Origin of the sequence: Dendronalium sp. ChiSLP03b, from assembly GCF_034531165.2 — a bacterium.
In the GTDB taxonomy this organism is placed as follows: Bacteria; Cyanobacteriota; Cyanobacteriia; order Cyanobacteriales; family Nostocaceae; genus Dendronalium; species Dendronalium minutum.
Map to the genome: position 1 here is coordinate 1 of NZ_JAVRBR020000015.1, position 24955 is coordinate 24955.

A 24955-nucleotide genomic window follows, 5' to 3' on the forward strand; every position below is an offset into this window, starting at 1 on the left:
ATCTCCACAACTGACAACTGCACTGCAAAACTTCAGTCAGCAACAAGGCTGTACCTTGTTCATGACTTTGCTTGCAGCTTTTAAAACCCTGCTTTATCGCTACAGTGGCAGTGAAGATATTGTTGTCGGTTCGCCAATTGCTAACCGCAACCATGCCCAGATAGAAGAGTTAATTGGCTTTTTTGTCAATACTTTAGTACTGCGAACCAAGCTCGAAAGCAATTTCACTTTTGAGGAGTTATTAACTCAAGTGCGTGAGGTCGCTTTAGGAGCCTATTCCCATCAAGATTTACCCTTTGAGTTGCTGGTGGAACAATTGCAGCCACAACGCTCTTTGAGCCACACACCTCTATTTCAGGTGATGTTTGTACTGCAAAATGCACCAATGTCAGAGTTTGAGTTGCCAGGTTTAAACTTGAGTGTTGTTGTCAGTGACAGTAACACGGCTAAGTTTGATTTGACTTTGTTTGTAGAAGAGGTAAATTGTGGATTAAAAGCGACTTTTGAGTACAATACTGACTTGTTTGAGGTGGCTACTATTGAGCGGATGGCAGGGCATTTGCAAACACTGTTGTCTGGAATAGTTACTAATCCCCAACAGCAGCTTTGGGAGTTACCACTGTTAACTGAGGCTGAGAAGGTGCTGTTTGCACGCTGGAATCAGACCCAAACTGAGTATCCACAACAGTGCATTCATCAACTGTTTGAAGCCCAAGCGGAGCGTACACCCGATGCTGTAGCTGTAGTGTTTGCAGGCCATAAGTTGACCTACGCACAGTTAAATCAGCGTGCGAATCAACTGGCGCATTATTTGCAAAAGCTGGATGTGAAGCCAGAAATGCCCATAGGCATCTGTGTGGAGCCTTCCCTTGAAATGATAGTGGGGCTGTTAGGAATTCTCAAGGCTGGTGCTGCATATTTGCCGCTTGACCCCGCTTATCCACAGCAGCGGTTAGCTTTTATGTTATCTGATGCAGATGTTTCAGTGGTATTAACTCGGCAGCAGTTAATCAAAAGACTTCCCGAACATCAAGCACAAGTAGTTTGCCTAGATACTGACTGGGATACCATTGCCCAAGAAAGCCTAGAGAATCCCTTTAGTAATGTAACAGCCGACAATCTCGCTTATGTCATCTACACCTCTGGTTCTACTGGCAAACCTAAAGGAGTTCTCGGACTGCATCGAGGCGCTGTCAATCGTTTTTACTGGATGTGGCAGACTTACCCGTTTACACAGGATGAAGTTTGTTGTCAGAAAACATCTTTAAACTTTGTGGACTCAGTTTGGGAAATATTTGGGCCTCTACTGCAAGGAGTAAAGACGGTAATTGTAGCCGATGATGTTGTCAAGAATCCACAAAAGTTTGTGGAAACACTAGCTAACAATCATGTTACAAGGTTGGTACTCGTTCCTTCATTGCTACGCGTACTGTTAGAGATTGACAGCGACTTGCAAAAGCGACTACCCCAATTGAAGTTTTGGGTAACTAGTGGAGAAGCTCTGTCTTTAGAACTTTCGCAGAAGTTTCGGCAGACTATGCCTAACAGTATCCTCTTAAATCTTTATGGTTCTTCAGAAGTGTCTGCTGACGTTACTTGCTATAAGATGGGTACTGAAGATGAGACTTTGCGTGTTGCGATCGGTCGTCCTATTAACAATACGCAAGTTTATGTAATGGATCGAAACCAACAGCTTGTTCCTGTTGGCGTACCTGGCGAGATCTATGTTAGCGGTGCAGGATTGGCAAGAGGCTATCTCAATCAACCTGATTTGACAGCACAGCGATTTATCTCAAGTCCGTTTGAGAAGGTAGAAGGCAGAAGGCAGGAGGCAGAAGGAGGAGAGGAAGCAGGGAGAGAATTCTTAACTTCTAACTCCTCACTCAGCACTGTTTCAATTCTGGAGAATAAAAAGGAGCGTTTGTACAAAACAGGAGACTTAGTACGCTATCGAGCCGATGGTAACTTAGAGTTCCTGGGGCGAGTTGATCATCAAGTTAAGCTGCGTGGATTCCGCATTGAATTGGGAGAGATTGAAGCAGTGTTAAGTCAACACCAAGGAGTGCAGGAAACTGTAGTCGTGGCTAAAACAGATGAACACAGTCAACAGCAGTTAGTGGCTTATGTTGTTCCTCAAGCAGAGCAGGTAATAACTATTATTGAGTTGCATCGCCTGCTAAAACAGAAGCTTCCCGAATACATGATACCAACAGCTTTTATAATGTTAGAAGCTTTGCCATTATTGCCTAATGGCAAAGTAAACTATCATGCACTTCCCATGCTGGAGGGTGTGCGTCCCGAACTAGACCAGAAATTACAGCTTCCTCAAACTGAGATAGAACAAGCCATTGCTGAGATTTGGCGTGAGGTGCTTCATCTTCAAGAAATAGGTATACATGATAATTTCTTTGAACTTGGTGGTCATTCACTACTATTGATTCAAGTTCATCACAAGTTACAACAAAGATTTAAACAAGATTTTTCTTTAGTTGAAATGTTTCGATATCCAACTATTAGTCACTTAACAAAAGTTTTCAGTCAAGAGGTAAACCCACAAATATCTTTGGGACAAAATGTTCGCCAATTTGAAACCAGAACTGCATCAATACAGCGTCGTAAAGAAGTTAGACAAAAGCACAGAACATCTAAACCAAAAGGGGAGAGTATTTAATAAAAAATTCTAGTTATATCATGTTCGAGTGAAGACTTATCATTAGGACTGACGCGGGGACGCAGAGAGATTTTAATAATAAGTGATTATCCGAACTTGATATGAATGAGTAAAATCAAATTCTTTAAAGCCACAGAAGAAAGCAAAAATATTTTGGATGAAAATCAAATGACATTAAGCCAACAAGAAATTTCCAAGCCGAATTACTTTGTTGAGAGCGAGCAAATATTGCATTATGGGATTGAGCAAGAAATAATGCAATTATTTAATGCACCTAGTCAATCGACATCTGTAGAAAAAAATATAGATGATTTGGTTGATAATTTATGCGATTCTTTTTTAAGTGCAAATAATGCTAATACTGACATTGATTTAAACTCATTAAAAAATCAGTTTAATGACAGTGAAATACCTGAAAAACCAACTGATTTTGAAAAATATATTGAATATTTAAGTAATAATGTTATCGAGCATTCAATACACACATCTTCGCCCAGATTTATTGGTCACATGACCTCGGCGCTCCCCTATTTTGTTAGACCTATTGCCAAGCTGATGACGGCAATGAATCAAAACGCCGTTAAAATCGAGACTGCTAAAGCTCTCAGCTTTTATGAACGTCAGGCTTTGGCGATGATGCATCGTCAAATTTACAATTTTTCCGATCGCTTTTACGAGCAGCATATTCAAAACAGTCAAAGTACGCTGGGAATATTGGTATCTGGTGGTACTACAGCAAATATTGCAGCGCTTTGGTGCGCTCGCAATGCGGCTTTGGGAGCTAAGGATGGTTTTTCTGGTGTAGAAAAGGAAGGTTTAACAGCGGCGCTCAATTTTTACGGCTACAAAGGAGCCGTAATCATTGGCTCAGAATTGATGCATTATTCTTTTGATAAAGCCGCAGACTTATTAGGTATCGGTCTTCGTAGCTTGATTAAAGTTCCGACTGACAGTAATAATCAAGTCAATTTGCGAGCGCTACGTCAGGCTGTTGCAAAATGTCAAGAGCAAAACTTGTGTATTATTGCGATCGCTGGTATTGCTGGCACTACAGATTCTGGTGGGGTAGATTCGCTCTTAGATATTGCAGAAATAGCACATGAAGCTAATGTTCATTTTCATGTAGATGCTGCTTGGGGCGGGCCGTTGGTTTTTTCCAAACAACATCGCCATAAGCTTGCAGGTATCGAACTGGCTGATTCAGTCACCATTGACGGACACAAACAACTTTATCTGCCAATGGGTATTGGTATGGTTTTCATGCGCGAACCGCATACGGCACAGGCAATTGAAAAACAAGCTAGCTATACCATGCGTAAAGGGTCATTCGATTTAGGCAAACGTGCTTTGGAAGGTTCTCGACCAGGTATGGCTTTATTCTTACATGCGGGACTAAATCTAATAGGGACTAAAGGATATGAATTTTTAATTGATGAAGGAATTAGAAAAACTCAGTATTTGGCTAATCTTATTTGTGCAATGCCTGAGTTTGAATTGCTAGCAGAACCTGATACTAACTTAGTTATATATCGCTATATTCCGGAGAAATTCAGAGAAGTTGCTGCTCAACAAAAGTTGACAGAAATTGATAATTTATTTATTAGTGAATTCAACCAAACTCTGCAAAAATTACAGCGTCAAGCTGGTCGTACTTTTATTTCCCGAACAACAAAAACAACCAACTGCATGGGTAAAGAAATTCCGATTATTGCTTTGCGTGCAGTCCTCGCTAACCCACTGACAACTGAAAATGATATTGATGCAGTTTTGAACGATCAAATACAGATCGCTTCAGAAATTTCTATATCTTGAACTGGGGATTGGGGACTGGCGACTGGCGACTGGGGACTGGCGACTGGGGAATTAATTCTTCTCCCCTTGCTCCCCTGCCTCCCCTGCTCCCCCGCTCCTCTGCTTCTTCTACCTTCTACTAAACACCAGGAATAAATTTGCCAGATTTGATAAGGTGTAGTTTTATGAACATTTTGCATGATTTAAATAGCTCGTCTGGACAGGATGAAATAGCTATTATTGGCATGGCTTGCCGTTTTCCTGGTGCCAAGGATGTTGATAGTTTTTGGCAAAATCTGCAAAATGGTATAGAGTCAATTTCTTCTTTTAGCGATGAAGAACTGCTCGCAGCAGGAATAAATCCTACTGTATTAAATGACCCCAGCTATGTTAAAGCTGGCGGTGCATTGAAAGATATAGAGTTATTTGATGCTGCTTTTTTTGGTTTTACTCCTCAAGAAGCAGAAATCACAGATCCCCAACATCGCCTTTTTATGGAATGTGTTTGGGAAGCTTTAGAAAATGCTGGATATAACTCCGAAACTTATCCCGGTCAAATTGGTCTTTTTGCGGGTGTCGCTCTCAGTTCTTACTTGCTGACAAATATATTTTCTAATTTCTATGCCCATCGGGATTTATTGAAACCAGCAGAAACATTCAAAATTTTTATTGGCAATGATAAAGACCACTTACCAACTCAAATTTCTTACAAATTAAACTTGAGAGGGCCAAGTGTCAATGTCCAAACAACTTGTTCTACATCCTTAGTTGCTGTTCATTTTGCTTGCCAAAGTTTGCTGAATGGCGAAAGTGATATTGCTTTGGCAGGTGGTGTTTCAATTACAGTGCCACAAATAACTGGTTATTACTACGAACAAGGTGGAATTGTTTCACCAGATGGGCACTGTCGAGCCTTTGATGCAAATGCTGGGGGAACTGTTTTCGGCAATGGTTTGGGTGTAGTAGTACTGAAGCGATTAGAGGATGCTATTAGCGATCGCGATTATATTCATGCAGTTATTAAAGGTTCGGCAATTAATAATGATGGCTCTTTAAAAGTTGGTTATACAGCCCCAAGTGTAGATGGACAAACAGCAGTGATTTCGGAAGCAATGGCTTTAGCTGGTGTCGATCCCGAAACTATTTCTTATGTCGAAACTCATGGTACTGGCACTTCTTTGGGAGATCCAATTGAAATTGCAGCTTTGACACAAGCTTTTGCTTCCAGCACCGATCAAAAGAATTTCTGTGCAATTGGTTCTGTAAAAACTAATGTTGGACACCTAAATACAGCAGCAGGTGTGACTGGCTTAATCAAAACTGTTCAAGCTCTGAAATACAAACAAATACCCCCCAGCTTAAACTTCGATCGCCCCAATCCCCAGATAGATTTTGCTAACAGTCCGTTTTACGTCAATACCACGCTATCAGAATGGAAGACTCACGGTGTCCCTCGCCGCGCCGGAGTTAGTTCTTTTGGTATAGGAGGAACTAACGCCCATGTGATTCTGGAAGAAGCACCATCTTTAAGAGAGCAAGGGAGCAAGGGTGCAGGGGTGCAGGGGAGAGGATATCAGTTGTTGTGTTTATCGGCTAAAACTGAGAATGCTCTTGAGCAGGTAACAGCTAATTTTGTAAATCATTTAAAAGAGCATCCCGAACTTAACTTGGCTGATGTTGCTTATACGCTCAACATCGGGCGGCGAACTTTTGAGCATCGCCGGATGGTGGTTTGCCATGACGTGGATGATGCGTTAAAGGCTTTGATTACCCTAGATCCGCAACGAGTTTTTAATTACTACCAAAAACCTGGCAACCGTCCAGTCATCTTTATGTTTTCTGGACAAGGCGCGCAATATGTAAATATGGCGCGGGAACTCTACGAGGTTGAGCCAATATTTCGCCAACAGGTTGATCTATGTGCAGATATTCTCAAAGTCCACTTGGGACTTGATTTACGTCAGCTAATTTATCCCAGCGAACAACTAATAGCAACAGCCTCAGAGCAACTGCAACAAACAGCGATCGCTCAACCTGCACTATTCGTTATTGAATATGCGATCGCCAAGTTATGGATGCAATGGGGAGTGCGTCCCACTGCTGCGATCGGTCACAGCATTGGTGAATATGTAGCCGCAACTTTAGCGGGCGTTTTCTCTTTGGAAGATGCTTTAGCTTTAGTCACAGCCAGGGGTGAAATGATGCAATTACTGCCCCCTGGAAGTATGCTTGCCGTGCCACTACCTGAAAAAGATGTACAACCCTTTTTGGGCAAGGAACTCTCCGTTGCTGCAATTAACAGTCCATCTACCTGCGTAGTGTCGGGAAGAACAGAGGCTATAGAAGCGTTACAAACCTACTTAGGCTCTAAAGGTATAGATTGCCGCTTTTTGCATACATCTCATGCCTTTCATTCTCAGATGATGGAACCTGTCTTAGCATCGTTCCAAGAGCGAGTCAATAAAGTTCGCTTAAAATCGCCTCAAATTCCTTTTATCTCTAACCTTACTGGCACTTGGATTAAAAATGATGAAGCCACAAATCCAGATTATTGGAGTCAGCATTTACGTTCTTGTGTCAGATTTTCTGCTGGAATATCTGAGTTATTGAAACAGCCAGAAGGAATTTTTTTAGAAGTTGGCCCGGGACGGACTTTAAGCACATTAACTAAACAACATTTAGCGTCGAATACAAATCAATTAGTACTCACATCCTTACGCCATCCTCAAGAGAAACAATCAGATATTACCTTTTTATTAAATACATTAGGTTATCTTTGGCTGTCAGGCATAGAAATAGATTGGTCAGAATTTTATAGCAACGAGCAATCTTACCGCGTTCCTTTACCTACTTATCCTTTTGAACGTCAGCGTTATTGGATTGAAGCTAAATCACCATCTTTATTAACAGATGAAATAAATCCAATTTTTGATTCTAAAGAAACAGAGATAAAAGACTTATACTCACAGTACTCCAGACCAAAACTCGGTAATTCTTATATTGCTCCGACTAATGAGTTGGAACAGCAAATTGCCCAAATTTGGCAAGAAGTTCTGGGAATTGAGCAAGTCGGTATTTATGATAATTTCTTTGACTTAGGAGGAGATTCTCTGATTGCTACTCAATTGGCTTCTCGTTTACAAGTAAATTTTCCTGTGGAATTACCACTGCGCGAACTTTTACTGCAAGCTTTGACTGTCGCCAAGCAAGCAGAAATGATTGAAGAATTTATGATTGAAAAAATTGCCGAATTATCGGAAGAAGAAGCTGAAGCTTTTTTGAATACTATTCAGAGTTGATTGTTTTTAAACGCAAAGGTGTGCGGAGGTTAGCGCAAAGGTACGCAGAGTTTTTATAAAGTTAACTGGGCAGATTTTCATTGAGAATTAAAGTTTAAAAATGCAATAAAGCCCGTTTTACTACTGACTATTGATTATTGTACAAACTCTATTAATCGCGTCTCTAATTCCTGATTTACTTACCAATACATTTTAAATTATGGACAAGCAATATTCTAATTTATCACCTACTAAAAAAGCTCTTTTAGAAAAATTGAAGGGAGGAAAATTTAAAGCTGAGACTATTCCTCAACGCCAAAACTCAGAACCTGTACCTTTGTCTTTTTCTCAGCAAAGACTATGGTTTATTGACCAACTTTATCATGGTAGTTCTTTTTACAATATTTCCAGCGCTTTACATTTAAAAGGATTTTTAAATGTCACAGCACTTCAGCAAAGTCTCAACGAAATTATTCGCCGTCATGAAGCTTGGCGAACAAACTTTATAACAGTAGATGAACAGCCATTACAAGTAATATCATCTCAAGGAAATGGCAATTTAAATGTTGTCAATATTGAACATTTGTTTGGAACTAATTGGGAAGCAGAAGTTACAAAAATAGCGAATGAAGAAGCTAAAAAACCCTTTGATTTAGCTAAAGACTCGTTAGTAAGAGTAACTTTGTTACGCTTGAGCAAAGAAGAACATGTTTTGCTTTTGACTATACATCACATCGTGACAGATGGATGGTCTATGGGTGTATTTGCACAAGAGTTGGCAAAGTTGTACGCTGCTTTCTGTACAGGTAAACCTTCCACTTTACCCGAACTTCCTATCCAGTACGCAGACTTTGCTATTTGGCAGCGCGATCGCCTGCAAGGAAAACTACTCGAAACCCAACTTAATTACTGGAAACAACAATTAGGAGGTAAGCTACCAGTACTACAGTTGCCTGTGGATCGTCCGCGTCCTGCTGTTGCTACTTTTAAAGGTGCAAAACAATATTTTACGTTCTCCAAACAATTGACTCAAGCACTTAATGAGTTCAGCCAGCAAGAAGGATGCACCTTATTTATGACTCTGCTGGCAGCTTTTAATACATTACTTTACCGCTACACAGACCAAGAAGATATCCTAGTAGGTTCTTCAATTGCCAATCGCAATCGAGCTGAATTAGAAGGGTTAATTGGTTTGTTCGTCAATAATTTGGTACTGCGTAATAATCTTAGTGGTAATCCCAGCTTCCGAGAACTTTTAAGTCGGGTACGAGAAGTAACTCTTAATGCTTATGCACATCAAGATTTACCCTTCGAGAAGTTAGTAGAAGCATTACAACCCGAACGCGACTTAAGCCGTAATCCTTTGTTTCAGGTAATGTTTATTCTACAAAATGCACCAACACCTGTTAAAGAAGTTTCCGGTTTAAACTTGCGTGCTTTAGAAATTGATGGTGGCACATCTGAGTTTGACATTTCTGTGTCAATTTCTGAATTTCAGCAGGAATTAACTGGATTTTGGGAATACAATACAGATTTATTTGATTCATTAACCATTAAAAGATTTATTGACAATTTCCAGATTTTACTAGAAAGCATTGTTAATAATCCCAATCATAGTATTTCTGAATTACCACTACTAACCGCTCAAGAGCAAAAACAATTACTAGTAGAGTGGAATAATACCCGTACAGATTATCCTAGTGATTCATCTTTGCACCAATTATTTGAGCAGCAAGTCGAGCGATCGCCCAATGCTTTGGCATTAATTAGTGAGTCAGAAAAACTAACTTACCAACAACTTAATCAAAAGGTAAATCAGCTTGCCCATTATTTAATAAATTTAGGAATTACCAGTGAAACTGTTGTTGGTATTTGTTTAGAACGCTCGATTGATATGGTAGTGGCAATTCTAGCTATTTTCAAAGCTGGCGGTGCTTACCTACCTCTCGATCCTAATTATCCGGTTGAGCGTCTTCAGTTTATGCTTGCTGATTCCCAAGTTTCATTGGTAATTAGTAATACATTATTAATTAATCGCTTAGAAAAAATAACAGCGATCGCTCTTGATACGGAGTGGGATACTCTTCAAAAAGAGAGTCAAGAAAATCCCGCCAGCAAACCTTGTGGGAACGATACTGCTTATGTAATTTACACCTCTGGTTCCACCGGAACTCCTAAAGGTGTTCTCGGTACGCATCAAGGTACAGTTAATGGCTTACATTGGTTGTGGAAAACCTATCCTTTTGGGACTGACGAAATTTGTTGTCAAAAAACAGCTATTAGTTTTGTAGACTCAGTATGGGAAATTTTTGCCCCCTTATTACAGGGGATTCCTACTGTTATTATTCCTGATGCGATCGCTAAAGATCCCCAACTTTTCTTAGAAACTCTCGATAGTCACAAAGTTTCGCGCTTAGTACTTGTTCCCTCGTTGCTGCGGATACTCTTAGATTCTTACAGCCATCTCACCCAAAATTTATCTCATCTCCGACTTTGGATTTCCAGTGGAGAAACCCTTACTGTTGATTTAGCACAAAATTTTCAAAAGTTGCTACCAAATGCAAAACTAATTAACCTTTACGGTTCCTCTGAAGTTTCTGCTAACGTAACTTTTTACGATACAAATTTATTAACCGAACAATCAACAACCGTTCCCATTGGTTATCCCATAGACAATACACAAGTTTATGTCTTAGACCGTCATTTGCAACTTGTTCCCATTGGCATAGTTGGAGAATTATATATTGGTGGAGATGGATTAGCAAAGGGTTATTTGCATCGTTTGGAACTAACTGGCGAACGATTTATTGATAACCCTTTTGTTCCAGGAACTAAGCTTTACAAAACTGGCGACTTAGTGCGCTATCTCAATAATGGTCAGTTAGAATATTTAGGTCGCTACGATGACCAAATTAAAATTCGCGGTTTTCGAGTAGAGTTGGCAGAAATTACATCAGCAATTACTCAACATCCATCTGTACAAGATGCTGTTGTTATCTCTCGTAATGATGCTCAAGGCGAACAATATTTGGTTGCTTATATAGTCACCAATCAAGAAAATTTAATTCCACAAATACTGCAACACTTGCAACAAAAATTGCCGAGTTTCATGATTCCATCTGCTTTTGTGGTAGTAGATGCAATACCGCTGACACCCAATGGAAAAGTAGACAAAAACTCACTACCAACTGATGATATACTTCGTCCCAATTCTAATAAATCCTTCATTGCTCCTCGGAATTTCACAGAATTAGCCTTGGAGAAAATTTGGGCAAATCTCCTCAATATTAGTCCCATAGGAGTAACTGATAACTTTTTTGAATTAGGCGGTCATTCTTTTCTAGCTGTGCGCTTAATGGCTAAAATTTATGAGCATTTTGGACACAACCTACCCCTATCTACTCTTTTTGAAAATACAACAATTGAAAAGCTAGCAAAGATTGTCAGTCAGCCAGTTAGTTTTGGTTCGGGTTCCCCTTTGGTAGCAATTCAGTCTTCTGGTTCTTTGCGTCCTTTCTTCTGCGTCCATGCAGCCGGGGGCGATGTCAATAATTACCCCATCTTGGCAAAAAAACTAGGTAAAGAACAACCATTTTATGCTTTAGAACAGACTCCCGAACAACTGGATTTTGCAGTTATTTCAGTAGAAGCTACAGCAACTAACTACCTCAAAGAAATTCGTACTATTCAGCCAGAAGGCCCCTATCTTTTAGGTGGTTGGTGTTACGGTGGTGTAATTGCTTTTGAAATGGCACAACAACTACAAAAGCAAGGTGAAACTGTTGATTTACTTGTAGTCATTGACGCTATATTACCAGAAATAGTTATTCAACCGACAGAAGATGATGACGCTAAATTCTTACTTCGTCTTGCTGAGTCTGTCAAAAGCTGGTTTAATGTTGATTTCTCTGTTTCTTACGAAGAATTGAGAAAGTTGCCAGTAGATGAGCAATTTCATCTGTTATTTAAGAAAGCAGATCTCGAATTTAGCGATACGGAAATGGAACAATACTTGCGTGGTTTTAAACTTTTTAAAGCTCACATTCAAGCTATGCGAAACTATGTTCCACAAGTCTATCCTCATGAAATTACTTTATTTAGAGCTAGCGAAATAATTACTCACGATTTTGAAAGTTCAGAATTCTCTACTGATGACCCACTATTAGGTTGGGGTAAATGTTCTATCCAACCCATCAAAATAATTGAGGTTCCAGGCAATCATTTTTCTATGTTCGTCGATCCCCATGTCCAAAAGCTAGCAAATCAGTTAAAGATTTGTCTTGCTCATGCTCAAAAAGTTTTGATGTGAATAGATATTAATTAGGTTAATACAAATAATGAAAATACCCGAACTCAAGAAAATTCCTCTCTGGTCTGACTATAAAATCACAAAAGATCCTCTTAATTATCTTGATAAAATAGCTAAAAACTATGGGGACATTTTTACCATACTATTTGGTTCTACACCTATAGTCTTCGTTGGCAACCCACAGGGAATTAAGCAGATTTTTAGCAATACAAAAGATATTACATCTCCTGGCGAATTGAACCAAGATATGGCTCTGATTACTGGGAAGCAAGGATTACTTCAACTTGAGGGGGCGCGCCACAAACATCGACGCAAGCTAATCATGCCAGCTTTTCACGGTGCTAGGATGCAAGCATACGGACAGCAGATTTGTGAGATGACTGAGAAAGTCATGAATCAGCTTGCTATTGGTCAACCCTTCTTAGCTTACCCGACTATCGAAGCTATTACATTACAGATAAGCATAGAAGTAGTGTTGGGTTTACGCGAGGGAGAGCGTTACGAACGACTCAAACAATTACTTCCTGCCATATTTCAGCATATGCGATCGCCAATGATGCAAATTGGCTTTGCTCTTCCGTTTCTATTACGAGACTTAGGCTCGTGGAGTCCGTGGGGATACCTTCTCCAGCTAAAACAGGAAATTTATCAACTGCTCTACGCCGAAGTTAAAGAACGCCGCGAACGAGCAGACTCTTCTCGCACTGATATTCTATCCGAACTCATATTTGCCCGCGATGAAACAGGTGAAATGATGACAGATGAAGAAGTGCGCGACTTGTTGCTTTCGCCACTGTTAGCTGCTCAGGATGCTTCAGCTGTGGCGATCGCTTGGTTGTTGTACTGGACTCATAGTTTACCAGAAGTCCGCGAACAATTGCTGAGAGAACTTGACAGCCTTGGTGAGTTCCCCAACCCAACGAACATAGTTCAACTCCCCTACCTCAATGCTGTTTGTAATGAAGCTTTGCGGATTTATCCAACTCAATTATTCGCATTTCCTCGCAGAGTAGAATCATCAGCTGAGGTAATGGGCTATGAGTTGAGTCCGGGGACAATACTCATGGGCTGTATTTATCTACTCCACCAAAATAAAGATTTATACGCACAACCACAGCAATTTAAACCAGAGCGTTTTCTGGGGCGGCAATACTCTCCCTATGAATTTATGCCCTTTGGTGGTGGCACTCGCAGCTGTATCGGGGCGGCGTTGGCTGTATTTGAAATGAAGTTAATATTGGCAACTATTCTTTCACGCTATCAGTTAGCGCTAGTCAACAGACGACCAGAGCAAGCAAATTTTGACGGTTTAATGTGCTACCCAGCCAGTAGCGTCAAGATGGTGATGCGTGAAATAAATCAACACCAAAGCCAACCGCAACATTTTGTTTCTGGCTCTGTTTAGGAAAATCATACAGCGGCTCTCGAATCCAAAATTAGTATAAATAATTACTCAATATAAATACGATGAAACTACCCCGAAGCCCAAAGATTCCTGGCTGGTTGCTGAGAATGCAATTTGCGACCGATCCCCTTGGTTGTATGGATAATTTTCACAAACGCTATGGCGACATTTTTACAATTATGTCGGATTCTATACCGATAGTGTATGTTAGCAGTCCGCAGGGAATGAAGCAGATTTTTACCAGTACAACGGAGATTATAGCCTCTGGAGAATTAAACCAAGATGTGGCTCCATTGGTGGGAAACAACGGATTACTTCTGTTGGATGGTTTACGCCACAGACATCGACGCAAACTACTGATGCCTGCTTTTCACGGTACTCGGATACGAACCTACGGAGAGCGAATTTGTGAGCTAACAGAAAAAGTTATGGAGCAGTTGCCAGTTGGCACTTTCTTAGCTTACCCAACTATGCAAAAGATTACTCTAGAGGTAATTTTAGACACTTTATTTGGCTTACGCGAGGGAGAGCGTTACGAAAAACTCAGACAAGTACTTTCTACTTTAATGAATTATGCCAGGTCTAGTTTTGTTGGCATATCTTTATCTTTTCCGTTTTTACAACGAGATTTGGGTAGATGGAGTCCGTGGGGTTACTTTCTTTACCTCTGGCAAGAATTTGATCGGCTGCTTTACGCCGAAATTAGCGATCGCCGCCAACAACTAAATTCGTCTGGTATCGATGTTCTCTCCGAGTTAATATTTGCCCGTAATGAAACAGGCGAGTTGATGACAAATGAAGAAATACGAGATTTGTTTCCTTCATTATTATTTGGTGGTAGAGATGCTTCAGCTACTGCAATTACTTGGTCATTGTATTGGATTCATCGTCTCCCAGCAGTTCGCGATCAATTGCTAGAAGAAATCGCCAGCCTTGGTGGCTCAACAGATCCAATGAGGATTGTCGAACTCCCTTACCTCAATGCTGTTTGTAATGAAGTTTTGCGGATTTATCCAACTCAAGTGGTAACCTTTCCCAGGATGGTAGAATCACCGATAGAGGTGATGGGCTATGAGTTAAGTCCAGGAACAATCATCATTGGCTGTATTTATTTAACGCATCAGCATAAAGATTTATATCCGCAACCACAGCAATTTTTACCAGAGCGTTTTTTGAAACGACAATACTCTCCCTATGAATTTCTACCCTTTGGCGGTGGTGCTCGTCGTTGCCCTGGCGAAGCTTTAGCTCTATTTGAAATGAAACTAGTATTGACAACTATCCTTTCACGATATCAGTTAGCACTTAGCAAGAAACAACCAGAGCGGCCTCAGGCGCGAGGTGCTAATTTTCCTCCCGCTAGTGGTTTGAAGATGATGAGACTAGAGACCATTCAACATCAAGGACTAGTCTAGTTCGCGGTGCGAAACCCAAAAGCCTTACAGTGATTGAGATAGGAAAAAATGTACTCAATCGCAAGGCAGATTTTAAGTGTTACGGAAAAAATATCACATTGACCGGGAGTTCAACATTATCTTGCTCCTTTTTGGTGAAATGGATGAGCAAATGACTGTGATTGACCATCTGCTGTGCGATGAAAAGCTCCTGGAGCTAATGTCAGTAGACTTTTCAAAACGTTATCCACTCTCCAGCTTGACAGGAAGAAAATCAACCCCAGTAGAAGTGATATTCCGAATGTTAGCTCTAAAACACTTACGCAGCCTCAGTTACGAAAACACAATTAAAAATGTCAAAGAAAGTTTAATTTTAAGGCAGTTTTGTCGAGTATATTTTAATCCTCTGCCAAATAAAAGCACACTCATTCGTTGGGCAAATACTTTGAGTGAAAAAACTTTGGAGAAGATTAATCAAAGATTGACTCAAATTGCCACAGAATTAAAAATAACTAAAGGGAGAAAGATTAGGACGGATGGTACAGTCGTGGCAACTAATATCCACTTTCCTTCGGATAACAGTTTGTTATGTGATGGAGTTCAGGTTATTAGCCGCATTTTAGCTCAAGCCAAGTCAATTATTCAGGGCGAACGCACGGTATTTCTAAAACCCTTGCAGGATAAGGATATTGACGAAAAAATAGGCTAACTTTAAAAACGCCAAAACCCTTGCTATTAAATGATTCTTATACTTTAGATGCGTTTGCCCTGGTCAATTATTTTAGTGAATTTAAAAACTGTTAACTTGAGGATTTTTCGCAATCGTTATCGGACAGCGAGAAGAATATCTAGACAGATTGATGGTTGATCAAAAACAAGAAATGAATCTGGTAAGCACAAAAGGAAACAAGCATATAACGATGCTTTGGTTTCCAACGTTGTTTGTATAGAGGAGATACAGGATTTAAACGTTGGGTGGGCTGGGGAATCATCACTCATAATTTGACCATTATCAGTCGAGGTTTAGTTTACCCGGCGACAAATGTTAACTAAATTAATATTTTAAACCAGCTAAAAATCGCTTCATTAATCTTAATTTTTCCCAAATATTTGAATCCATCGTATAATTTATTTCGCTGCCAATATCACTCTTGATGTTATCTTTCTTTTTTGAGCTTTAATAATACTTGTTCTTTATTATCTCGTTAGTTTCGCACCGGGAACTAATCTAACGTGCCTGTATCTAATATGGCTGTGGCTAGTGAGGGTTTGATTGAACCAGAAAGCGCTAAACAAGAAGTAGATATTTTGCCTTATCAATATGACAGTACCGTTGAAACAATGTTCGGTTAGAAGAAGATAAAATCAATTTGCGCATGAGCGCAATTCGCTGCTTTTCGCAATTAAATACAGCCACTCACAATTGTGTGTGGTTTCTACCAACAAGGGTGAGACAAGGATTATTTCGCCACTAAGGGGCGAAGTTTGAAACCTTTATCAAATAATGAAGTATGCCTTACACCAAAGAAGCTTTACAGAATATGTACTCCCTCTCACCAGAGGATGTCTTAGCAACATTGACAGCCTGTGGACTTGCTCATGACACACAGGAATACTCTGATACAGATATTGAGACTCGATTTGATATTGTTCGTCAATTGTTCAAAGATGGACAAGCCTCTGATTACCAGCAGGCTACAACACTTTTTCAACAAAGGTTGGATGATAATTCTTCAACTGATATGGTGAAGAATGAGAGAAAAAATCACTCCAAACCGACTAAACCATTGGATATAGCTGGATTATTAAGCTTTGCTCGTAAACAGGGTTTTAAACTGAAGTTGACTGAAGCTTTAAAAATTTTGGCTTTCTGTGAACTAGGGGAAAAAGACGAATATACTCCAGGGGAAGTTGAGCTATTTATTGTAGCTTGTCACTCAATTAGTCAGGAGATATCGGATGTTTCGATTGAGATTGAAGACATGACTACAGAATCGGAACAGGAGTTAACGGGCTTGGTTGAAAGAGTTACAGATAAGTTCGTTGAAAAAATCCCTCCTGGACTTGTTAAACAAGTGTACGCTCAAAAAGCGATCGCTAAATTAGCCCAACAACCAGACGAGGGTGAAGATTTCTTATTGCAAATGGAAAGGAGGATTATGGAACGAATTGAGGGAAAGCCGTCTCCGATGAAAAGTTTGTTGGAGAAATATCAGATGAAATTATTACCCCATACTCCTATCAAATCAATGCAATTGCCGAGCGCATCCGAGAACGATACGACTACCAGATAGAACAAGAAATTTCCAAGCGAGAACGTACCATCGATATCCAGGTAGATAAAACCTCAGATGCGAAAGCGAAGCGATTAGCTGCTCAAAAGTTAGAGAATCTGCAAGAGTGGAACGAAGCCCAGGCAATACAGAACAAACTCCGCAAACAACGCTCTGAGCAATTTAAGTCAAACCTATTCTGGTGTGGGATGTGGGTTGGTTCGGGGCGCTCTGGGATTTTCATGTTTTTAGCTTGTGCGTTGGTTAGCCTAACAGGAGGATTAATGTGGGGGATGAATACACCAAAAGCTATCTCCTGTCCTAGCCAAAAAAGTCTGTGTTATCAACTGCGCCAGGATAAAACATCTGTGATTCTCCCAGGGCAAGTCAAACAACTGTTGAATGAGTACGAGCGCTCCTTCCAAAAGCCCTCTCGTCCTCGTCGCCGTAAATAATAACAGTAAAATATTTTAGGGACAGCGATATCGCTATCCCTAAATCATTCTCAAAAATAGGGTGTGTCCTTATCAAAAGGTAGGCTGTCATCGTCTTCAAAATTCCGTAAGTCCACCTCCATTTGCTTGCGGCGTTCAATATATGTTCTGCTGGAAGCACGTATTCTATTCATTTCTTGCTGACCAAAATTGATGCCCATTTCTGCGTTTCTAGCAGACACTCTATTGTAATTATCGACCTCAAGTTTTTTGCGGCGTTCCATCTCACAGAGCCATCCCTCGCTGATACCTTTTGCAAGAGCAGATTCGACATATTTGGGTTTAAGAGAACCGTCAGGGTTGAATTGTTCTTTCTCTGCGGGGGTGAAGAAGTCATAGGCAGTGTAAACAGGCCAAGGTTCTGGGTCAGTTTCGTCTAGGCGCTTTAATTCTAGATATCGATTCTTAAAAACTTGAGCGTGTTTTTCGATCAATTCAGGATGCCTGTTATCCGCAACTAATTTCTGAAAATACTCTTGTTTTAAAGAACCATCTTCATTTAATTTTTTGCGGTTCATATTTAACCATCGCTTTAATCTTGACATATTCAAATCCTCGATAATTATGAATCATTAAATAAAGCTATGACATTAGAATTTAAGCATTTTGATACTCGGTTAAATCAATGGATTTATACTAATTTTGAACGGGGAAATCCTCAGTCAATTTTAACCGAACAGTTAGATAATACTTTACTGGAATTCTACTTCCCTGGTAAAGAGTTTTCTTTTGGTCATATCGATGAATATAGTAAATCGGAAAATTTACGAAATCATCCAGATGGACATATTCTGTTACTATCCTCGAAAACAAGACTACTTTACGGTTCTCTAGAATGTTTACCAGAAATTGAGAAACTTTGTCCAGATAGGAAAGACCGGGGTGCTTACGGTTCAATTTTTCTCGGTGATTGCAGAAATTCAATTAATGAAGAATTAAATATTTTAATTGTAGATGATAATTCCGGCGAAAATGGTGGACTTATTAAAAATGAAGATGCTTTCAAACTGGTAGGGGATTGTTATGGGCAAATTTCACCTGACCTTTATGACCGTTTAACTCAAAGAGAGCAACAACAGAATAAAAGCTACCGAGTAATTCAGCACCGATTTAGATGGACAGAAAATGATGGACAAGATAAGAAATATCGATTCGGAAAAGGGACATTAAGACCATCATTTATTCAAGAACTTGATTGGCACAAAGATGTCCCAAAAATCGACTTAATTATCCCATTATCCAGTTTCAAAGGTACAGATAAAGATAATCCTAATGAGCCTATTAAACCCCAAATCAAACCAGGATTATACCAACAGAAAATTTGGTTAGGTGAGAAGTCCCAATCAGAGCGAGGTCATACTGCGATATCCCAACTGCTGGCATCATTTCCCCAAGGGATCAAGGATTTTGCTGAGGAACTGGAGGCTCAAGCTCAAAAACTAGCCGAAACTCAGAACGATCCCAGGAAAGTGGCTCAACTTTACTGCGAGAAGTACGAGAAGCGCAAGGAATCATTAAAGCAAGCAAAAGCTAATACAGAACAAGAAGTTACTCAACAGCAAACACCCTTTGTTACAGACTTCAAAACAGAAAATGATTTAGAAGATGAGGAGTTGACTGAAGACGATACCAAAAAAGATTTATTAATGTACAAACTTATTAAAGCAGACTTGGTTGGTGGACACAATCAACTTTTAGAAACTGAAAAGGTCAAGCAAGAGTTAAGCAGATTTGTTCAAAATGAATGGAGAGATATTGCGCTGGGAAGAACTCTAACTATTGACCGAGCCATGATCGTTCCATCTAAGGAATTGAAGAACGGAGAAATTTGTGTACCTTGGATGAAAGATGGTGAAAAAGTTCTTAACTTCCGTTCGCCCTTTCTTAACTCCAATGGTTTGTGTGTCTCAACTAATAAACTGGTTGAAGACAGACTAGCCCCAGACGGTGGACCATTAGGAGGCATCATTGTAGTCAACGATGAAGACCACAAGCGCATACAGGAACGGATTGCACAGTTAGAAGCCCAAGGAATCGATGTTGATGAGATAGACCCAGCCGAAACAGAATCAGAACGTCAGGGGCGAGATTTTGATGGCGACTGCATCGGTGTAGCATTAGCAAGCAAGTACCCAAACTTGACAGCAGAAGCTGAGTACAGAAACAAGCCCGAAAATGCTTATGCTCCCACAGTTAAACTAAAAAAACAATCATTCTATCTACCAGATGGAACTCAACCACCTTTTGAAGAAATCGCCATTCATATGAGCGATAGCATAAGCGTGGGCATCATCAATAATCAAGTGACCTCAGTGGAAGCACTTGAATCTGAGATTGAGATATTAAAGATTTACGGAACCCCTGAGCAAAAGTCTGAGTATTTAGACCAAGTTTCTCAGCACTATCAAAGTTTATTTGAACAGGAGAACTACTCTAAACCCAAACCAATTAGAGCAGAATACAAACAAACCCTACATGCAGTCAGTTGTAGCCCTGTCTCATGCTCAAAGAACCCCCGAAATCATCTCTCAAGCGATGGATGTCAATCGTCAAATGTATCGCCTCATGATTGAAGAGGGATGTTATCAAAACCAAATAGCGGTGGACTTATTCAAAAGTGCTAAAAAGCCGGAAATGGGTTTGATTAAGGAGAATCAGCGCTACTTATATCGAGACGTTAATTATATTAAAGATAAAAAATCTCCAAAAGCTTATTTAAATACTGGAATAGCAACTACAGGTTACTCACCAGTAGAATTATTAATCAACCAAACTAATAAATACTTCCAACAGTCTCAATTAGAGTCTCGCCCAATAGTTCAGTTTCAGGACTTGTTCAATGGAATTGAGTTCACCCCTCAACAAAGATTTAGCGCGATCGCAGCCAAATATGAGTTCGATGTAAAATTTAATGCAGCCGTGGCGATGGAGCGACGAAGGGAAACTGAAACAGGCCCGTTCGCCATCATTCAAACAACTCAAGGGACTCAAATCGAAGTTACTAATTTAACTCGTTACGGACATCCCGGTATCTGGAAAGCAAAAAACATTAATTTGAAGTTAGAAGAAATCTCTGAAAAATACCAGACTAGAGACAGACCGCATAAGTTAATGGCGATCGCCCAAATAGATAATGAAATGGAGGATGGAAAACCAAAATACCGGAGATTGGGAACAGTAAGCCAAAGGAGCGTGAATGACTACAACCTAAAACCAGGAATGGCTACCAGTGGCGCAACCCTCACTGAACTCAAGCCAGAACTAAGTCGTCTTCAGACGAAGCTGATGTTCCAGCAAGCGTACCAATTTGCTGAAGAGTTTCGAGCGGGTATCCCGGAAACAGAACGGTCATCGGCAGCCGCAGCTTGGAGCGTTGGCGCAGTTAGGCAAGATGAACTGGAGGATAAACAGCAACCAGTAGCCCAAATTCAAAAGAAGATTCCTAACTTTGTGTTCGCGGCGTTTGGTGATGAAATTACTTCTAGGTTAGAGCAGTTGCAATTCACTGACTTCAAGCTAGTGACACTCGACAGTGAGGCGAACAATTTTTTGGATAAAACCTGGAACCCACTAGAGAAATACCCGATTGAAATTAAAGCTTCTCACCATCCTCCAGGACACTCTCGTTATGGTTCTCGCTTGGTATTTGTGCTTGATAGCGACGGTGAGTATAAAGAATTCGCAATGCTAGAGCCAAGAACGGGGCAGTTACCCATTGGTACAAAGGCTCAAGCCAACATTTTACCAGGGGAGACTTATACAGCTAGTGCAACTATTCAAGGACAGAGCCAACCACCCGTAGAGTTCACTATTCGAGAAATTAGTAAGTTCTCCTATGCAGGACAAACTTTTAATGCCGAACCAGTGACATTGGAGATTGGCACAGTACCAGTGACAAACTATGCAGTCAAAATTAAATTAGATGGTAAAGTTTTGGGAGAATTGGATACTGATTCGGTTAAACAGCTTCAAGCATTCAACTATATCAAGGATGGAAATCAGCTAAACCTAAAGCTAACGACTCTCTCCGAGAGCAATGAAAACGCATTTGCGATTGCAACTTCGCCCAACGGGAATTTACTTAAAATCAATAAAATCAATCATTATGACTATGAAGGTCAGATATTTAAGGATGAAACTTACCGAAAACTCAGCCTAGAAATACCACAATCAAAAACAAGAGATGCAGTATTTCTCAACGGTGAAACTTTGGGAGTGTTGCACTTCAAGAAGGATAAAGAAGCACTCCTTGAGTTGGGAGTTCTCAATTTTGGTAGACTGACCCCAGTACAAGCGACGCTACAAAGCAATTTCTCAACAACTGTACTGAAAGTTGACCCCCAAACGGTCGAGTATCCCGAAGTGTGGACTAAGGGAAGTCGGGTTTTTGGTCAACAATTAAATAAACAGCAACAAGAGCAACAGCAACAGTTCGAGAAGGTCGCACCGATTTTGCAAAAAATTAAAGAGCGACCCACAATATTATTTGCTACAAGAGAAGATAAATTACTGGGACTAACTCAATTGGCGGTGGACAATCACAAAATTGAAACTGTCACTAAATGGTTGCGAGAACATGATGTAGCCTTTGCCCCGGTGACAGCAGAAGATGTACCTCTGTTCACTAAAAAGGGATTGGCTGTGTTTAACTTGGTCAATTCGTCTATACCTGAATCTGTGTTCGGTGCGATGACCAGGAAGTTTGGAAGTGTGATTGAGTCGGAAACTGAGTATCAGCAGAAAGTCAACTCATTACCAGACAGACCAAAATACTTAAAACCGCCACAACCACCATATCTCATCCCTGTTATTAAACAAGAAGTGTGCAATCAGCCTCCACAATCCTTGTCGGTTAAGACTGTTGAAACTCAACCAGTAATTATTGACGACTTGCGCTCTTGGTATACCGTTGCTGACAAGTTAGGAAGGTCAGAGGATTACAAACAGAGGATTGTGGAAGTAGGCAATCAGTTTAAGAGGAGTGGGCAATTAACAACAGAAGCTTTGACTGTAATGAACAAAGACAAACAACAATTAGATTCCATTAGCAGACTAACTCAAATTGCTCAACGAGTAGGGGCGGTTTGGGGTCAAGTTGGGCAGGATGGTTTTACTCATGTCAAAGGGAAAGTGTATAATTTGTCGTTTAATGCCCAACAGAAAGATTTGGCGATCGCACACTCCAATGGTGAGGTAATTTTCAGTCTGCAATCAGGTAAGGTACAAATTAATCAATTAAGCCCAGAAGTTTTGCAGGCTTTTGAAAATGCTAATACTCAAATAGATAAAGCTTTGGCACAAAACAAAGAGCAGAGGGTAGAATTACAACAATAATCTTTTATCAGAGAGGTTTAGAACATCTAACAAAAACATCCCCCATAAGATAGATAATTTGGCGTTACAAATACTCAACTTACCAACTTTTTTATCATCAGCATAATTTTTATCAATATCAAAAGCTCTAGTGTAAGGTAGCAAGTAAGAATACAATAGATTGTTAATTGCTGTATGAGGCAATTAGTGGTTCATTAACTTCAATTTAACGGTTATTAAGTCAGGTAAACTGAAAAGTCTAAGATTTTCCTATGACTTTGGGTTTACCATGCCAAAGAAACTGGTCGAACTATTAGGTATCAAGGAATAATGTTTAAACGTCGCACAATACTAGCTGGTCTTACTGTGCTTGGCTTAACGTTGGCTGTAAGTACAAAAGTCTATGGACAATCCACTAGCGGGCCAGAAGCTTGGCAGGATGTCTACGATGAGGCAGTTGCAGGAGCAACAACGACAATTACAGTTCCGCTTGTGGGCTTATTATTATCATCTATCCTGCAAATATTCTTCAACTTGGCAGGTTTTTGGGGCGGTTAATTCTTTGTCTCATAAGTAGATCGGCGTGAAAATTTATCGTCAACAGAAGGCACAGGGACGACAGTCGCTACAAGTCGGCATAGTTTTGTGGTAATTTTTACACCTGCGATGCCTCAATACATCTTTCATTCATTCACGCAGATTTTCCCATAGCCAAATATTCCAGAACTCGTGAGGAGCTTTTTCTATGTTCAAACCTCGCGCAATTTTTAGCGCCTTAACTGCAATCATCCTAGCACTGGTTATAAGTACACAGATATATAAACAACCCGTCGTTGCTTATGGAGGAGTGTGTAATCCAACGGAAAATAATCTACCTATATGTCCTTTGACAGCACCATCAGAGTCAGCGAGTTTCCTTGACCCAACTGCGATAATTACCAATCCAACAAATATTAGCTTGGGTGAAAAAGTCTACGTTGCACCATTTGCCGAGTTAAACGCTACTAATGCCCCCATTAGCATCGCGGCAGATTCTAACGTCCAAGACCAAGTGAAAATTACAGCTTCGGGAACGGGAGTGGAGATTGGCCCGCGGGTCATTATGGCACACATGGGCACGATCAAAGGTGCAGCCAAAATTGGTACTCAAGGCTCAACGGGGCCTTTTAACGACCCAACTACCAATACTCTTTTCAACAACGATATTCCAGAGACATTTCTCAGCTTCAACTGTGAAATAGACGGTGCAACTATAGAAAGAAACACGGTAGTCAACTTTCTCTCACGGGTTGGTCCTGGTGTGACCTTACCTGCTGGTAAAGTTGTCCTGCCAGGTAAAAACGTCACAACTAACCTACAAGCTAGTAGCGGTAGCTTAGGGAAGGTGGCAAACCTGACACAAGCCGATGTTGCATTGATGGAAGGCATCATTGAAGTCAATGAAGCATTTGCTAAAGGTTACACTGAATTGGCCAGAGCAGACTTGTCAAACGTAAAAGGCATAAATTATGCTCCAGTCACAGCTTTTAACCCTGGAGGTCTGCCGCAGTTAGGTGGGAGTGTCACCCGCAATCCAAACTTCCGTAACCGCATCATCGGCAATGTCGTTTTGGAAGATTCTTTAGCAAGCCTCAACTACAAAATAGGTAATAGAATTTCCCTGCGTGCTGATGAAGGTCAACCTTTTAATGTCGGGCAAATTGCTGGTATGGCAAACGATGTTGTCTTTCACGCTTTAGAAACCACTAGCCTGACTCTTGGTAATAAGATTGGCTATGGGCCTCGCGTTCTAGTTCATGGTGGTAGGCAGGTTGTCAATGGTGTTGCTAATGGCCCTGAAACCAACATAGGTGATTCCGTAGGGCTAGGGCCAAACTCCGTTATATTCCGCTCAGTTATTGGCAGCAGATCGGCAGTTGGACAAAGAAGCGCAGTCTTCAATTCTACAGTACCTTCCAGAACGCATATTGGTTCTCGAGTCATCTATGCCGACAACGGCAACATCATTTCATCTGTAGAGTGGTAAG

At 40.5% G+C, this 24955-nt stretch carries 14 protein-coding genes and 1 pseudogene; 13 read left to right on the forward strand and 2 right to left on the reverse strand.

The window, feature by feature from the left end:
• Positions 1 to 2671 (forward strand): non-ribosomal peptide synthetase (locus RMY31_RS03025; protein WP_409877195.1); only part of this gene is annotated, 2671 nt, incomplete at its 5' end.
• 105 nt (positions 2672 to 2776) lie between these two features.
• Positions 2777 to 4483: a pyridoxal-dependent aspartate 1-decarboxylase PanP gene (gene panP, locus RMY31_RS03030; protein WP_322665774.1), complete on the forward strand. Its 1707-nt coding sequence runs from the start codon at positions 2777 to 2779 to the stop codon at positions 4481 to 4483.
• Here panP and RMY31_RS03035 read toward each other — a convergent pair.
• The gene (locus tag RMY31_RS03035) at positions 4447 to 4662 is read right to left on the reverse strand and encodes a hypothetical protein (protein ID WP_409877198.1); all 216 of its coding nucleotides are present in this window, start codon (positions 4660 to 4662) and stop codon (positions 4447 to 4449) included. The genes panP and RMY31_RS03035 overlap by 37 nt on opposite strands.
• On the opposite strand from RMY31_RS03035, the gene RMY31_RS03040 reads away from it, so the two are divergent.
• The 7 genes and pseudogenes from RMY31_RS03040 to RMY31_RS03070 all read left to right on the forward strand — a co-directional run bounded on the left by RMY31_RS03040 (position 4648) and on the right by RMY31_RS03070 (position 17576).
• A complete protein-coding gene (locus tag RMY31_RS03040) occupies positions 4648 to 7761 on the forward strand; it encodes a beta-ketoacyl synthase N-terminal-like domain-containing protein (RefSeq protein WP_409877200.1) in 3114 nt (1037 codons plus the stop codon). The genes RMY31_RS03035 and RMY31_RS03040 overlap by 15 nt on opposite strands.
• A 199-nt stretch (positions 7762 to 7960) precedes the next feature.
• The gene (locus tag RMY31_RS03045; protein ID WP_322665772.1) at positions 7961 to 12049 is read left to right on the forward strand and encodes an amino acid adenylation domain-containing protein; all 4089 of its coding nucleotides are present in this window, start codon (positions 7961 to 7963) and stop codon (positions 12047 to 12049) included.
• 28 nt (positions 12050 to 12077) lie between these two features.
• Positions 12078 to 13454: a cytochrome P450 gene (locus RMY31_RS03050; RefSeq protein ID WP_322665770.1), complete on the forward strand. Its 1377-nt coding sequence runs from the start codon at positions 12078 to 12080 to the stop codon at positions 13452 to 13454.
• 62 nt (positions 13455 to 13516) lie between these two features.
• Complete coding sequence (locus tag RMY31_RS03055; protein ID WP_322665768.1) at positions 13517 to 14869, forward strand: cytochrome P450; 1353 nt, start codon at positions 13517 to 13519, stop codon at positions 14867 to 14869.
• Positions 14870 to 14945: 76 nt separating this feature from the next.
• Positions 14946 to 15713 (forward strand): annotated as a pseudogene (locus RMY31_RS03060) (transposase); the annotation flags it as partial.
• 646 nt (positions 15714 to 16359) lie between these two features.
• On the forward strand, positions 16360 to 17142 hold the full coding sequence (locus RMY31_RS03065; RefSeq protein ID WP_322665767.1) for a hypothetical protein: 783 nt from the start codon (positions 16360 to 16362) through the stop codon (positions 17140 to 17142).
• Between the two features lie 188 nt (positions 17143 to 17330).
• Entirely contained in the window at positions 17331 to 17576 is a 246-nt protein-coding gene (locus tag RMY31_RS03070; RefSeq protein WP_409877203.1) for a hypothetical protein, read from the forward strand.
• Positions 17577 to 17626: 50 nt separating this feature from the next.
• Here RMY31_RS03070 and RMY31_RS03075 read toward each other — a convergent pair whose 3' ends face one another.
• Positions 17627 to 18160 (reverse strand): hypothetical protein, encoded by a 534-nt coding sequence (locus RMY31_RS03075; RefSeq protein ID WP_322665763.1) that lies wholly within the window; start codon positions 18158 to 18160, stop codon positions 17627 to 17629.
• A 39-nt stretch (positions 18161 to 18199) separates the two neighbouring features.
• Between RMY31_RS03075 and RMY31_RS03080 the strand changes: the two genes are divergently transcribed.
• From RMY31_RS03080 to RMY31_RS03095, 4 genes are all read left to right on the forward strand, one after another.
• Positions 18200 to 20188, forward strand: a complete 1989-nt coding sequence (locus RMY31_RS03080) for a hypothetical protein (protein WP_322665762.1) — start codon at positions 18200 to 18202, stop codon at positions 20186 to 20188.
• On the forward strand, positions 20091 to 22949 hold the full coding sequence (locus tag RMY31_RS03085) for a hypothetical protein (protein WP_322665760.1): 2859 nt from the start codon (positions 20091 to 20093) through the stop codon (positions 22947 to 22949). The genes RMY31_RS03080 and RMY31_RS03085 overlap by 98 nt, the downstream gene beginning before the upstream one ends.
• Positions 22950 to 23258: 309 nt before the next feature.
• Positions 23259 to 23486, forward strand: coding sequence for a hypothetical protein (locus tag RMY31_RS03090; RefSeq protein WP_322665758.1), 228 nt, complete (start codon positions 23259 to 23261; stop codon positions 23484 to 23486).
• Between the two features lie 187 nt (positions 23487 to 23673).
• Entirely contained in the window at positions 23674 to 24954 is a 1281-nt protein-coding gene (locus RMY31_RS03095; RefSeq protein ID WP_322665757.1) for an acetyltransferase, read from the forward strand.
• Position 24955: the final 1 nt, after the last annotated feature.

What these genes read in the sequence shown, in the direction of transcription:
- panP (WP_322665774.1), top strand. Translation starts at nt 2,777, where the DNA reads ATGAGTAAAATCAAATTCTTTAAAGCCACAGAAGAAAGCAAAAATATT.
- RMY31_RS03040 (WP_409877200.1), top strand. Translation starts at nt 4,648, where the DNA reads ATGAACATTTTGCATGATTTAAATAGCTCGTCTGGACAGGATGAAATA.
- RMY31_RS03035 (WP_409877198.1), bottom strand. Translation starts at nt 4,662, where the DNA reads ATGCAAAATGTTCATAAAACTACACCTTATCAAATCTGGCAAATTTAT.
- RMY31_RS03045 (WP_322665772.1), top strand. Translation starts at nt 7,961, where the DNA reads ATGGACAAGCAATATTCTAATTTATCACCTACTAAAAAAGCTCTTTTA.
- RMY31_RS03050 (WP_322665770.1), top strand. Translation starts at nt 12,078, where the DNA reads ATGAAAATACCCGAACTCAAGAAAATTCCTCTCTGGTCTGACTATAAA.
- RMY31_RS03055 (WP_322665768.1), top strand. Translation starts at nt 13,517, where the DNA reads ATGAAACTACCCCGAAGCCCAAAGATTCCTGGCTGGTTGCTGAGAATG.
- RMY31_RS03065 (WP_322665767.1), top strand. Translation starts at nt 16,360, where the DNA reads ATGCCTTACACCAAAGAAGCTTTACAGAATATGTACTCCCTCTCACCA.
- RMY31_RS03070 (WP_409877203.1), top strand. Translation starts at nt 17,331, where the DNA reads ATGTGGGTTGGTTCGGGGCGCTCTGGGATTTTCATGTTTTTAGCTTGT.
- RMY31_RS03075 (WP_322665763.1), bottom strand. Translation starts at nt 18,160, where the DNA reads ATGTCAAGATTAAAGCGATGGTTAAATATGAACCGCAAAAAATTAAAT.
- RMY31_RS03080 (WP_322665762.1), top strand. Translation starts at nt 18,200, where the DNA reads ATGACATTAGAATTTAAGCATTTTGATACTCGGTTAAATCAATGGATT.
- RMY31_RS03085 (WP_322665760.1), top strand. Translation starts at nt 20,091, where the DNA reads ATGCAGTCAGTTGTAGCCCTGTCTCATGCTCAAAGAACCCCCGAAATC.
- RMY31_RS03090 (WP_322665758.1), top strand. Translation starts at nt 23,259, where the DNA reads ATGTTTAAACGTCGCACAATACTAGCTGGTCTTACTGTGCTTGGCTTA.
- RMY31_RS03095 (WP_322665757.1), top strand. Translation starts at nt 23,674, where the DNA reads ATGTTCAAACCTCGCGCAATTTTTAGCGCCTTAACTGCAATCATCCTA.